10 protein-coding genes are annotated in these 12,710 nt (G+C 62.4%); 9 read left to right on the top strand and 1 reads right to left on the bottom strand.

The genetic code is table 11. From position 1 onward, the window contains the following. Positions 1–27 precede the first annotated feature (27 nt). On the top strand, positions 28–516 hold the full coding sequence (locus SNL23_RS02960) for an Lrp/AsnC family transcriptional regulator (RefSeq protein WP_010449292.1): 489 nt from the start codon (positions 28–30) through the stop codon (positions 514–516). A 71-nt stretch (positions 517–587) separates the two neighbouring features. On the opposite strand, the gene SNL23_RS02955 is transcribed toward SNL23_RS02960, so the two are convergent. Continuing rightward, positions 588–2,738, bottom strand: coding sequence for a TonB-dependent receptor family protein (locus SNL23_RS02955; RefSeq protein WP_318301564.1), 2,151 nt, complete (start codon positions 2,736–2,738; stop codon positions 588–590). A gap of 434 nt (positions 2,739–3,172) precedes the next feature. Between SNL23_RS02955 and SNL23_RS02950 the strand changes: the two genes are divergently transcribed. The 8 genes from SNL23_RS02950 to SNL23_RS02915 are packed head-to-tail and all read left to right on the top strand — an operon-like array spanning position 3,173 to position 12,687. Then, positions 3,173–4,876, top strand: coding sequence for an ABC transporter substrate-binding protein (locus SNL23_RS02950; protein WP_318301563.1), 1,704 nt, complete (start codon positions 3,173–3,175; stop codon positions 4,874–4,876). Continuing rightward, complete coding sequence (locus SNL23_RS02945; protein WP_226477644.1) at positions 4,873–5,805, top strand: ABC transporter permease; 933 nt, start codon at positions 4,873–4,875, stop codon at positions 5,803–5,805. The genes SNL23_RS02950 and SNL23_RS02945 overlap by 4 nt, the downstream gene beginning before the upstream one ends. A gap of 23 nt (positions 5,806–5,828) precedes the next feature. After that, the gene (locus tag SNL23_RS02940) at positions 5,829–7,082 is read left to right on the top strand and encodes an acyl-CoA dehydrogenase family protein (RefSeq protein ID WP_318301562.1); all 1,254 of its coding nucleotides are present in this window, start codon (positions 5,829–5,831) and stop codon (positions 7,080–7,082) included. Between the two features lie 32 nt (positions 7,083–7,114). Then, positions 7,115–8,167 carry an NADP(H)-dependent aldo-keto reductase gene (locus SNL23_RS02935; RefSeq protein ID WP_318301561.1) on the top strand — a complete coding sequence of 351 codons (1,053 nt, stop codon included), beginning with the start codon at positions 7,115–7,117 and terminating at the stop codon, positions 8,165–8,167. A gap of 15 nt (positions 8,168–8,182) precedes the next feature. Next, positions 8,183–9,046 carry an ABC transporter permease gene (locus SNL23_RS02930; protein WP_063031624.1) on the top strand — a complete coding sequence of 288 codons (864 nt, stop codon included), beginning with the start codon at positions 8,183–8,185 and terminating at the stop codon, positions 9,044–9,046. Further along, positions 9,043–10,701 (top strand): ABC transporter ATP-binding protein, encoded by a 1,659-nt coding sequence (locus SNL23_RS02925; RefSeq protein WP_318301560.1) that lies wholly within the window; start codon positions 9,043–9,045, stop codon positions 10,699–10,701. The genes SNL23_RS02930 and SNL23_RS02925 overlap by 4 nt, the downstream gene beginning before the upstream one ends. A 37-nt stretch (positions 10,702–10,738) precedes the next feature. After that, positions 10,739–12,139 carry an LLM class flavin-dependent oxidoreductase gene (locus SNL23_RS02920; protein WP_318301559.1) on the top strand — a complete coding sequence of 467 codons (1,401 nt, stop codon included), beginning with the start codon at positions 10,739–10,741 and terminating at the stop codon, positions 12,137–12,139. 59 nt (positions 12,140–12,198) lie between these two features. After that, on the top strand, positions 12,199–12,687 hold the full coding sequence (locus SNL23_RS02915; protein WP_318301558.1) for a GNAT family N-acetyltransferase: 489 nt from the start codon (positions 12,199–12,201) through the stop codon (positions 12,685–12,687). The last annotated feature ends 23 nt before the right edge of the window (positions 12,688–12,710 follow it).

Raw genomic sequence — 12,710 nt, 5'->3', positions numbered from 1 at the left:
TTACAAACGGCAGTCAAGAGGTACGTAATGGAAGGGCAAGTGAAGCTGGACCGAATCGATATCAGCATTCTGGTTGAACTGCAAAAGGACGGCCGGATGACCAATGTCAGCCTCGCCGACGCCGTGGGCCTGTCTGCCAGCCCGTGTTTGCAACGGGTCAAGCGGTTGGAGTCGGCGGGGTATATTTCCAGCTACAAGGCGCACTTGAACCTGGCCAAGATTACCGATTCGGTCACAGTGTTCACCGAGATCACCCTCAGCGACCATAAGCGCGAAGACTTCGCCAAGTTCGAATCCAATATCCGCCTGGTAGACGAAGTGCTCGAATGCCACCTGATCAGCGGTGGTTACGACTACCTGGTGCGCTTCATGACCCGCAGCATCCAGCATTACCAGGAAGTGGTGGAGAGCCTGCTGGACAAGAACATTGGCATCTCCAAGTACTTCAGCTATATCGTCATCAAATCGCCCGTGCTCAAGGACGGCGTACCCCTGCGCAAACTGCTGCGCCACTGAATCTTTCGGTGATGGGCTCGGCGGCCGAGGTTACGACTAACCCCAGCCGCCGATGCTTGATCAGTGTGGGCTTAGTAGCGCATTTCCACCGCCACATAAGCCCCAATCCCATCCCCCGGATACAACGACGCCGTATCCTGCCCCTTCGCGTCATACAGCGGCTGCACCGCCGTCACGTACTTCTGATTGGTCAGGTTTTTCACATCCAGCGAGACCTTCCAGTCCTTGCTCGGCGTTTCATACCCCACGTTCGCCCCAAAGATGGTGTAGGAGGGCGCATAGAAGCTGTTGGCATAGTCCACCGCCGTACGCGAGGCCGACTGCACATTCACCCCGGTATAGAAGCCCGCCGGGTGCTGATACTGCACCTCGCCCTGATAGATATGCTTCGGAATCCCCGGCAGTTGGTTGTCGCCGAAGGTCGGGTCGTGCCGGTAGTAGAAGTCGTTGTAGGTATACACCTGGCGCAGGGTAACTTTTTCACCCGAGGTGTTTTCCCACAGGCGCGTATTCAGGCCGGCCTCGATGCCTTGGTGGATCGTCGGTGTGGCGTTGAATGCACCGGTGATTGCAGCTGCGGTGGATGTCGCCGGAATGATCTGCACGTTGAGCAATTCATTTTTCACCCACGAACGGTAGAGCGCCAGGCTGCCGTCGAAGATGCCCGATGAACCCTTGATCCCGACTTCCACGGTATTGGCTTTCTGCTCAACCAGCGGCCTTACGTACGGCGAGGTCGGCCCGGAGCCGGAGTATTCCCACGACGCCGGTGGGTCGACGGAGCGGCTGACGTTGGCGAACACTTGCAGTTGCGGGGTGAACTCGTAACGCACGCCGACCCGCGGTGCCAGGCTCCAGTTGTCGTAGGTCACATCGCTCGGGTAAGTGGTGGTGTTGGCCACCTGGGCTTCCTTGACGTCGGCATGGCGGCGTACGTTGATCGCCGAGACGCCGCTGGTCAGCCACAGGCCGTCCACCAGTTCCAGGTCGTTGCCCACGGAGAATACGTGATCGAACGATGAGCTGTAGTCGACGAACTTGCGGGTCTGTTTGTTGGCGAAGGTGGAGTCGACCTGGCCCTTGAGGTGTTCGGTGGAGGTGAAGGCCAGGCTGGAGCGGCTTTCGTGGCCGAACAGGGTGTCGCGGCGGTCGTAGTTGATCACCGCGCTCAGGTCATGCCAGTCCCAGTAGCTGGGGTTGCTCGGGCTGTTCGGGCTGTTGTTGTGGGCGTACTGGTAGTAGACGAAACCCACTGACAGGGTGGCGTCGTCCTCAAAGGTGTAGGTGGTCTTGCTGCCCAGCCATACGCTGCCGGGGCGACGGCTGCCGGCGCCGCTGCTTTCGGCGGTGGCACTGGCGCGGTCGGAGTGGTGTTTCACCGCATCCAGGGTGGTGGCGCTCGGGTCGTTGTGGAACTCGTCGCGGTAACGCAGCATCACCCGGGTTTCGAGTTGCGGGCTGAAGCGGTAGCCAAAGTTCGCCACTACGCCCTGGCTTTTCGACAGGCTGTAATCGCGGTAGCCATCGCTGCGGTAGTTGTCGGCATTCAGGTAGTAATCGAACGCGCCCTCGACGCCGCCGACGCTCAGGCTTTGCTTGTTGTAGCCGTAACTCCCGGTTTCCGCGCGCACCCGCAGCCCGGGCGCGGTGTAGCCAGTCTGGTTGACGAAGTTGATGGCGCCGCCAAGGCTCAGCGCGCCGTACTGGAAGGCGTTGGCACCGCGCAGGATCTCGGTGTAGTTCACCCCCGAGCCGTTGAGGAATTCGTAGGGTGTGCCGCCCGGGCCGGTGATCGGCAGGCCATCGAACAGGAACTTGATGCCCTCACGGAAATACCCCGGCGAGGTGTTGGCCCCCGAGCCACGGATGGAAATCTTGGCCGCGTCATTGCCACCGGTGGACTGCACGAATACACCCGGCTGATAGGCGAGGGTGTCCTGCAAGGTGGCGGTCCGTCCCTTGGCCACCTGTTCGCTGTCGACCACGCTGGTGCCGCCGGGCACCTCGGACAACTGACTCTTTGCCGCCTCAACGGGCGTGATTTTTTGTGCCTCTACCGTCACGGTCTTTAGCCGTGTTCCGGTTGTCGGTGTGACCTCATCATCTGCCTGTGCGCTGGCGGAAAAGACCAGGGCCGAGCCCAGTCCCAACATCGCCAGCCAAGTTGCTTGCCGCACGGCAAGTGTCAACTTTTGCAACTCTCCCCGAAAGATTGGATCCATTAAGCGTGTTCCTTGTGAATAGATAAAGATAGCCCCAGCTTTCTATTCGAATAGTCATGCCTGTTTCGCTCTGAGCAGTTTCTATGCCAACGCTATTTGCCAAGGATTACGGATGCTTAGTGGGAGGTAAGTGTTCTGCGGGATACTTTGTTTTGAATCAGTGTTTGATTTTCAACAGTCAACTTTATTGGCCGGATTTACGGCAACTGTCGCGGACGCAACAGTTGATAAGCAGTGTGTAAGGCAGCCAACAACTCAAGGTCGTATAACGGGTATAACCATATAAGTGTTTGGCAGGGTTGCGCCAGTTTTGTAAGGGTTTCGCGCTTGTTTTGTAGTCAGAATGGCGTTTCTGAAAGACTGGCATGCTCACTGCATTACACCCTGTAGTTGCAAACTTTCGGTGTTTATCGAGTTCCTCTAAGGAAGCATCATTGACAACCATTCTGAAACTGTCGGCGGTTATTTTACTGTCCCTGGCTATAAATGCCTGTTCACCTGCTGCGGCACCACAACATAAAACTTCGGCGGCCGATGGCGTCGTCACTAATGGTGTGGTGACTTATTCGGCGACGGACTTCTATGAGCCGTCACCGGGTCGCAGCGGTGGAACTTTGCGAGTATCCGCCGCCTCCGACGCCGGCAGTTTCGATGTTCACGCCTTATCCAATGGCAACATCCAATGGATGGGCCGAATTCTCTACGATTGCCTGGTGTATCAGGACGAGCAGGGCAATATCAGCCCATGGCTGGCCCGCTCCTGGGACATCTCCGAGGACGGCAAGACCTACACCTTTCACCTGCGCGATGACGTGACCTTCAGCGACGGCGAGAAATTCAACGCCCAGGCGCTGCAAACCAACCTGGAGCACATGCGCGATCCGGCCACCAAGTCCCCGCTTGCTGCGGCCTATATCGCGCCGTACCTGGGCGGCAAGGTCATCGACGACTACACCTTCGAAGCCCACTTGCGCGAACCCTACACGCCCTTCCTCGACGTACTGGCGCAATCCTGGCTGAGCATGATCTCGCCAAAACAGATCCGCGAAGCGCCCAAGACCATTGCCGAACAACCCATCGGCAGCGGCCCGTTCCTGTTGCAGAGCTACACCCGTGACCAGGGCGCGGTGTTCATCAAACGCCGCGGCTACAACTGGGCACCGCCGGTGACGCGGCACAAGGGTGAGGCCTACCTGGACCGTATCGAGTTGAGCTACGTCCCCGAAGCCATGATCCGCTTCACGGCGCTGGAGTCCGGCCAGTCGGATTTCGCCCTCGACGCACCGGCCCAGAACGCCGCCGCCATCCGCGCCAACCCGGACCTGGTGATGCGTAGCCGAATTCGCAAAGGCAACCCGAGCCGCAGCATGACCTTCAACGTTGAACAGCCACCGTTTGACGATGTACGCGTGCGCCGCGCAGTCGCCAAGGCCATCGACCGCGAAGGGCTGGCATGGATTTCAGGCTTCGGCGAATACATCGCCAAGGCGGATTTCCTGGCGGCCAACACCCGGTTTTATCAACCCAACAACGATGCCCTGGCCTACGACGTCAAAGCCGCCAATGCGCTGCTGGACGACGCCGGCTGGACCGTGCGCGATGCCCAGGGTTATCGCACGAAGGACGGTCAGCGGCTCAAGGCAACGATGCTGTCCTATGACAACCCGGCGTTTCCCGCCAGCGTCTCGGTGGCCATCCAGGCCGACCTGAAAAAAGTCGGCTTCGAGATGCCCATCGAAATGCTGCCGCTGACCCGCGTGACCGAGAAACGCTACGCCGGTAAGTTCCAGGCGCTGGCCGGCGGTTACTGGCACACCAACACGCCCGACGGCCTGTTTGTGCTCTATCACAGCCAGGCCATCAGCACCGACAAGATGATCGGCCAGAACGTCGGGCGCTTCCGCGATGCCGAGCTGGATCGGGTACTCAGCGCCGCCCGCCAGTCCCGCGACCCGGTTGAGTTGCAGGCGCTCTACGGCGAAGCGCAAAAGCGCCTGACCGAAACGGTCCCGGCGGTGCCTTCGGTGGAAAGCCAGGTGCTCACCGCGTATGGCCGGCAAGTCCAGGGCGTGATTTTTGATACCTCCCACAACGTACCGTTCTTCACCAGCATCTGGCTGGACCGGGGGCAACCATGAGCCTGTTCAAATCCATCGCCTGGCGCCTGCTGGCGGGCATCGGCGTGCTATGGGGCGCGGCGACGCTGACCTTTCTCGCGGTCAACTTCAGCGGCGGCGACACGGCGCTGGCGATCCTTGGCGGCCCAGACTCGATGCCCACACCGGAGCTGCTGGCCCGGGTGCGTGCCGAGTACGGCCTGGACCAACCGCTGCTCGTGCAATACGGCAATTACCTGGTACGCCTGGCCCATGGTGACCTCGGCGAGTCCTACCGCCTGCGCATCCCGGTGCAGCAAGCGATTGCCGAGCAGATCGGCGCAACCATTCAACTGTCCCTGAGCGCGGCACTGCTGGCGGTGGTGTTGGCCCTTGTGTGCGCGATCCTCACCGCCAACCGTTCGCGTTGGGTGCGCTCAGTCGTTTCCGGCAGCGAGTTGGTGCTGTCGTCAGCGCCGTCCTTTGTGATCGGCATGCTGTTGTTGCTGGTGTTTTCGTTTCATTGGCACTGGTTGCCGCCGTCCGGTTCCGTGGGCTGGCGCTCGTTGATCCTGCCCTCGGTCGCGCTGGCCTTGCCGGTAGCCGCGGTGCTGACCCAACTGCTGCGCCAGTCCCTCGAAGACACCCTCGAACAACCCTTTATCGCCATGGCCCGCGCACGCGGCCTGTCCGAAACCGCCGTGCGCCTGCGCCATGCGTTGCGCCACGCGCTGGTGCCGTTGGTGACCCTGGCCGGGTTTGTGTTCGCCAGCCTGCTGGGTGGCGCGGTGGTGGTGGAATTGCTGTTTGCACGCCAGGGCATCGGGCGCTTGATGCTCGATGCCACCAGCAATAAAGACGTGCCGATGGTGCTGGGGGTGACCTTGCTCGCGGCCACGGTGTACGTGCTGGTGAACCTGGCCGTCGATTTGATCAACCGCTGGATTGACCCCCGGGCCAATCAAGCGTGAGTGTCTTTGAAGAAGGAAAAACCATGAGTGCTTCGATCCCCGCTGCGGTGAGTTATGCCGACTTGCACCAGCGTTTCGCCGACGTATTTGCACGGATAGCCGACACCGCCGTCGCCCGCGAGCAGCAACGCGAGCTGGCCCATGACGCGGTAGCGTGGCTGCGGGAGGCCGGCTTCGGTGCCCTGCGCGTGCCCCTGGCCCAGAGCGGCCTGGGTGCGAGTTTGCCGCAGTTGTTTCGCCTGTTGATTGAACTGGGGGAGGCGGATTCAAACCTGCCGCAGATCGTGCGCGCGCATTTCGGTTTCGTCGAAGGCCGGCTTTCCAGCCGTGACAGCGCTTCCCAGGATTACTGGTTCGCCAAAGTCGTCGACGGCGAGCTGTGGGGCGCCGCCATGGCCGAGCGCACCGACACCACCCGCAACTCGGTGACCCTCAGCGCAGTCGACTCCGGCTGGCAACTGGACGGTGAGAAGTACTACTGCACCGGCACGCTGTACGCCAACTGGATCGCCGCCGTCGCCCTGGATGGCGAGGATTTTGTCAGCCTCGCGGTACGTACCGACGCGCCGGGTGTCACCGTCGAGGATGACTGGGATGGCTTTGGCCAGCGCCTCACCGGCAGCGGCACCACGCGCTTCAAGGCGGTCGACGTACCGGCGCAGCACATCGTGCGGCGCTTCAAGAAAGACGACCTGCGCGCCGAGTCCTACCTGAGCGCGTTCTACCAGTTGTTCCACCTGGCGACCCTGGCCGGCATCGCCAACGCCGTGCTGCGCGACGCCACCGAATTCGTCAAAGGCCGCACCCGCGCGTTTGGCGTGCCGGGGCAATCGAGCCCCAAGGATGATCCGCTGGTGCAGCGGGTGATCGGTCGCCTGTCGAGCCTGGCCTATGCCGCCCGCACCCAGGTGCTGGCTGTCGCCGAGGTGCTGCAAGAGGTGCACGAAGCGGAGCAGGGCGGCTACGCCAACGAACAGCATTACACCGAGGCTGAGATCCGCGCCTTTCAGGCCCAACAGATCGTGCTGGAACAAGTGCTGGAGGCCACCACGCTGCTGTTCGAAGTCGGCGGCGCCTCCGCCACCAGTGAGTCGCGACGTTTCGACCGGCATTGGCGCAACGCGCGAACCCTGGCCTCCCACAACCCGGCGATCTTTCGCGAACGGGCCCTCGGCAACTACTACCTCAACGACGTCACCCCCAACGCCGCCTGGCGCAGCCTGCAAGCCGCCGACGCCGAGCAGCAGGCCGCCCGCGACGAAGCGAGTGCGGTATGAGCCTTCAACCCTTGAATAAAAAAGGATCACCCATGCGTTACCGCCAATTGGGCAACAGCGACATCCAAGTCAGCGTGCTGGGCCTGGGCACCATGACCTGGGGCCACCAGAACACCGAAGCCGATGCCCATCAGCAGATTGATTTGGCGCTGGCCGAAGGCATCAACTTCATCGACACCGCCGAGATGTACCCCACGCCCACCAAGGCCGAAACCTGGCGCACCACCGAGCGTTACATCGGCAGTTGGCTGGCGGCCAGTGGTCGCCGGGACGAGGTGATCCTGGCGAGCAAAATCGCCGGCCCGGCCCGTGACCCCAGCAGCCAGCAGCACATCCGCGACGGCCTCAGCCGTCACGATCGGCGCAACATCGTCGAAGCCCTGGACGGCAGCCTCAAACGCCTGAACACCGACTACCTCGACCTCTACCAGCTGCACTGGCCCGACCGCACCACCAACATCTTCGGCCAGCGCGAATACCCCTATCAGGCAGACACCCAGAGCGTGGCCATCGAGGAAACCCTGGCGGTGCTGGCCGATCAGGTGAAGGCCGGCAAGGTGCGCCACATCGGCGTTTCCAACGAAACTCCATGGGGCGTGGCCGAGTTTCTCAAGCAAAGCGAACGCCTCGGCCTGCCGCGAATTGCCAGCGTGCAAAACCCCTACAGCCTGCTGAATCGCCTGTACGAGGGCGGCCTCTCGGAGTTCACCCACCGCGAAGGCGTCGGCCTGCTGGCGTACTCGCCGCTGGCCTTCGGTGCGCTCACCGGCAAATACCTGGGCGGCGCACGTCCCGAGGGTTCGCGGCTGTCGGCGGTGTACCGCACCTTCAACCGCTACGACAGCGCTTCAGCCCAGGAAGCCATCACCGGCTACGTGGAAATTGCCCGGCAGCACGGCCTGACGCCGGCCCAGTTGGCCCTGGCCTTCATCATCGACAAACCCTTTGTCACCAGCGCGCTCACCGGGCAAACCAGCCTGGCGCAATTTCGCGACAACCTCGGCGCGCTGGACGTGAGCCTCAGCGACGAGATCAAGGCGCAGGTCCAGGCCATCCACCAGCGCATTCCCAACCCTGCGCCCTAGAACGAGGAGCCTGGCATGACGCAAACCATTGAAACGTTGAGCGGCATTCGCCCGTTGCGTCTTGCCGGGCTGACCCGGCTGCGGCCGGGCCTATTGCTCGCCGGGGTGTTTGTTGCCCTGCTGCTGTTGGCCGCCGTTGTTCCGCAATGGCTAGCGCCCTATGACCCGCTGGAAGCGTCGGCGCGCCTGGCGTTCCAGGCGCCGAGCAACGTGTATTGGCTGGGCACCGATGAGAACGGGCGCGACGTGCTCAGCCGGTTGATTTATGGCGTGCGCTCGTCGCTGTTCATGGGCATCGCCGCTACGGCGCTGGGACTGGCCTGGGGCACCTTGCTCGGGTTGATCGCCGGGCTCGGTCCGCGTTGGCTGGATGGCGCCTTGATGCGCGGTATCGACGTGTTGCTGTCGTTTCCCGACCTGTTGTTGGCGCTGGTGATCATCACTTTTTTCGGCCAGGGCACGGCCAACTTGATACTCGCGATTGGTATCGCTGGCGTGCCGCGTTATGCGCGGCTGGTGCGGGCGCAAACCCTGAATGTGCGTAATGCCGGCTACGTCGAATCCGCCGTCACCCTCGGCCAATCCCATCTGGCGGTCGTGCTGCGGCACATCCTGCCGAATGCCTTCAAGCCGGTGCTGATCCTCGCCACCATCGGCGTCGGCGGCGCGATCACCGCCGGCGCCGCCTTGAGTTTCCTCGGCTTCGGCGCACCGCCGCCCGCGCCGGAGTGGGGCGGGATGATGTCCATCGGGCGCAGCTTCCTGGCCAACGCGCCGTGGCTGGTGGCCTGGCCCGCCCTGATCATCACCCTGACCGTTGTCTCCATCAGTGCCATCGGCCGCGAACTCTTGCGCCGCAGCGAAGGAAAGCCCCTATGACGATGAACATCCATACCCTCGGCCCGCTGGTCGACATCCGCGACCTGACAGTACGTTTCGGCCAGGCCGAGCCGGTGTTGCACGGCGTCAGTCTGCAGTTGCATCGCGGTGAATGCCTGGCGCTGGTAGGGGAGTCGGGGTCCGGCAAAAGCGTCACCGCCCGCACCCTGGCCGGCCTTACGGGCAAGGACGCTCATGTCCAGGCCGCCAAGCTGGCCTTCCAGGGCGTCGACCTGCGCCAGCTCAACGAACGGGCCTGGCAGCAACTGCGCGGTGCGAGCATCGGCTTTGTGATGCAGGACGCCCTCGGCGCGCTGGACCCGCTGCGCCGCGTCGGTGCCGAGATTGAAGAACCGTTGCACCTGCACACCGCATTGGGCCTGGAAGCCCGCCGCTTGCGGGTGCTGGAACTGCTGCGGGATGTCGGCGTGCCGGAACCGGAACTGCGCGCGAGCCAATACCCGTGGCAGCTCTCCGGCGGTTTGCGCCAGCGGGCGCTGATCGCCTCGGCCATCGCCTGCAACCCACGGCTGATCATCGCCGATGAGCCCACCACGGCACTGGACGCCACGGTGCAGGCCCAGGTCATCGCGCTGCTGGAAAGCCTGCGGGGTGAAGATAATGCGCTGCTGATGGTCAGCCATGACCTGTCGGTAGTCTCGCGCCTGGCCGACCGGGTGGCGGTGATGCGCCACGGGGTGATCGTGGAGGAGGGCAGCACCGAGCAGGTCCTGCAAGACCCGCGTCATCCGTATACGCAACTGCTGCTGCGGGCGGCCAAGGCTGTGCACTTCCAGCCCACACGGCGGTTGCTCACGGCGGTCGAACCCGAGCCTGCGCCCCAGGGCGAAGTACTGCTGGAAGCGCGTGATCTGTCCAAAACCTTTGTTGGCCCCGACGGCAAGACCCGCACGGTGCTGAACCAGGTGTCGTTGCAACTGCGTCGTGGCGAAACCCTGGGAGTGGTGGGCGAATCGGGCTGCGGCAAGACCACCTTGACCCGCCTGATACTCGGCCTGGAAACCGCCGACGCAGGCGAAGTGTGGATCAAGGGCCAGCGCTGGTCCGACCTCGACACCCGGCAAAAACGCGAAGCCCGGCGTGCGGTGCAAGTGGTGTTCCAGGACCCCCTCAGCTCCTTCGACCCGCGCTACACCGTGCAGCGTGTGTTGTTCGAAGCGCTGGTGGTGGCCGGCGTACCGCGTCACGCACGGCGCGACCGCGCGCTGGAACTGCTGGAACTGGTGCGCCTCGATGCCAGCGCCTTGTCCCGCCGACCCATCGAACTCTCCGGCGGCCAACGCCAACGCATTGCGATTGCCCGGGCGTTGGCTTCCGAGCCACAAATCCTCATCTGCGATGAACCGGTCTCGGCGCTGGACGTGTCGGTACAGGCACAGATCCTGGAGCTGCTCGACGACCTCAAGCGCCGCCTCGGCCTGGCCTGCCTGTTCATCTCCCACGACCTGGGGGTGATCAACCACGTCAGTGAACGCGTGCTGGTGATGAAGGCCGGCGAAGTGGTGGAGTCCGGCTCGGTACGCGCCGTGTTCGACCGCCCGGCCCACGCCTATACCCGCGCGCTGATCGACGCGATCCCGACCCTTGAAACCGACTACACGCCAGTCCCGTTCTACCTGAACGTAGCGATCTGACGTATTGGAAAACGTATCTACGAAAGGAGTGCTCCAGGTGCCCAAGCAACTGCACGTGAATTTGTTTGAGATGAACTGCGTCAGTCACATCGTTCATGGTTTGTGGGTGCACCCGGACAACAACCGGCACCGCTTCAACGACCTCGACTACTGGACCGAGCTGGCGCAGTTGCTGGAATACGGCACCTTTGACGGTGTGTTCCTGGCCGACGTGATTGGCACCTATGATCGCTTTCGCGACGGTCCCGAAACCTCGTTGCGTGAAGGCATGCAGATCCCCAGCAACGACCCGCTGCTGGTGATTCCGGCGATGGCGGGGGTGACTAAAAACCTCGGTTTTGGCGCGACTTTTTCCACCACTTACGAACCGCCGTTCGCCTTCGCCCGCCGCATGAGCACCCTCGATCACCTGACCAAGGGCCGGGTGGGCTGGAACATCGTCACCTCGTACTTGCCGAATGCGGCGCGCAACTTCGGGCACGACACTGAGGTGGTCCACGATCACCGTTACGAAATCGCCGACGAATATCTGGACGTGTTGTACAAACTTTGGGAAGGATCCTGGGACGACGACGCGGTGATTGTCGACCGCGAGCGGCGGATCTACACCGACCCGGACAAGGTGCGCTACATCAACCATGTGGGGGAGCACTTCAAGGTTGCCGGTCCGCACTTGTGCCAGCCTTCGCGGCAACGTACGCCGGTGTTGTTTCAGGCCACCGGGTCACCGGCGGGCATCGAGTTTGCCGGGCGGCATGCTGAAGTGGTGTTTACCGGGGGCAATGATGCGCCGGCGGTGCGGGCGAATATCCAGGCGATGCGGCAGAAGGCGGTTGAGCATGATCGCGATCCGGCGGGGTTGAAGTTTATTGTGATGGCCGGGGTGATCGTCGGGCGTACCGATGAGGAGGTCAGTGCCAAGCTCGACAGTTATCGCAAGCTGGTGAGTGTTGAGGCGTCGCTGGCTCATGGGCAGTCGGCGATCGATTTGACGGCGTATCCGCGGGATACCTTGATCAGTGATCTGGTGAGTCGGCAGGTCAAGGGGTGGGAGAGCTTGAGCCGGTACAAACCGGATTCCACGGTGGGCGCGGTCTTGGCGCAACTGGGTGGTTTTAATCGTGAGCGTTTTTTTGTTGCGGGCACGCCGACGGTGGTGGCGGATGCGATTGAGAAATGGCTGGATGAGGATGGGATCGACGGGATTAACCTGAGGCAGTATCTGTCGTTTGAGACGGCGCGGGATTTTATTGAATTGGTGGTGCCGGAGTTGCGTCGTCGTGGGCGGTTTCGTGAGCGGTACAACGAGGGGGAGACGCTGCGGGAGCGGTTGTTTGGGGCTGGGCGGGCGCGGTTGCCGAGTGATCATTTTGGCGCGCGTTATCGGGATCCGGCGGCGTTGCTTAAGCCGGCTTTGCCGTTGCGGTTTCCTGCGTGAGTGGTGTGCCTGAGGGGGTTCTGTATTTCAGGGCTGCCAGGGTGGAGGATGCGCCGCGGTTGGCGCACATTCATTTGCAGACCTGGCAGGCTGCGTACCGGGAGATTTTGTCCGAGCGTTTTCTTGCTGACCTGAACAGCGGGGTGTCACAGCGCACGGCGTTTCTGGCCCAGGCCATAGGTGGTGGCACCTTGTCGGTGTGGGTGGGGGAGTTGGACGGGGAGCTCGTGGCGTGGGCGTCGTTTGGTAGCAGTCGGGATGTGGATGCATCGTCGATTACCGGGGAATTGCGGGCGCTCAATCTGTTGCCCGGCATTTGGGGGCAGGGGATTGGCACGCAGCTTTGGGGGCGGGTTCGGGAGCAGTTGATCGAAGCCGGTTTCATCAGTGCGACCGTTTGGGTGGTGCAGGGGAATCGGCGCGCTCTGGGTTTCTACCAGGCGCTTGGGTTTGTGGCTGAACCGCAGACTGAAAAGACCGTGGTGGAACATGATGAGCCGTTGCCGTTGGTGCGATATCGGGTGCCTTTGGTGGGTTCTGTGGAATGAGGTTTGAGTACATATCCGTTGCT

This window comes from Pseudomonas sp. SED1 (assembly GCF_034044025.1).
In the GTDB taxonomy this organism is placed as follows: domain Bacteria; phylum Pseudomonadota; class Gammaproteobacteria; order Pseudomonadales; family Pseudomonadaceae; genus Aquipseudomonas.
This window is presented reverse-complemented; position numbering and strand designations above follow the sequence as displayed.

What these genes read in the sequence shown, in the direction of transcription:
- SNL23_RS02960 (WP_010449292.1), top strand. Translation starts at nt 28, where the DNA reads ATGGAAGGGCAAGTGAAGCTGGACCGAATCGATATCAGCATTCTGGTT.
- SNL23_RS02925 (WP_318301560.1), top strand. Translation starts at nt 9,043, where the DNA reads ATGACGATGAACATCCATACCCTCGGCCCGCTGGTCGACATCCGCGAC.
- SNL23_RS02955 (WP_318301564.1), bottom strand. Translation starts at nt 2,738, where the DNA reads ATGGATCCAATCTTTCGGGGAGAGTTGCAAAAGTTGACACTTGCCGTG.
- SNL23_RS02945 (WP_226477644.1), top strand. Translation starts at nt 4,873, where the DNA reads ATGAGCCTGTTCAAATCCATCGCCTGGCGCCTGCTGGCGGGCATCGGC.
- SNL23_RS02940 (WP_318301562.1), top strand. Translation starts at nt 5,829, where the DNA reads ATGAGTGCTTCGATCCCCGCTGCGGTGAGTTATGCCGACTTGCACCAG.
- SNL23_RS02930 (WP_063031624.1), top strand. Translation starts at nt 8,183, where the DNA reads ATGACGCAAACCATTGAAACGTTGAGCGGCATTCGCCCGTTGCGTCTT.
- SNL23_RS02935 (WP_318301561.1), top strand. Translation starts at nt 7,115, where the DNA reads ATGCGTTACCGCCAATTGGGCAACAGCGACATCCAAGTCAGCGTGCTG.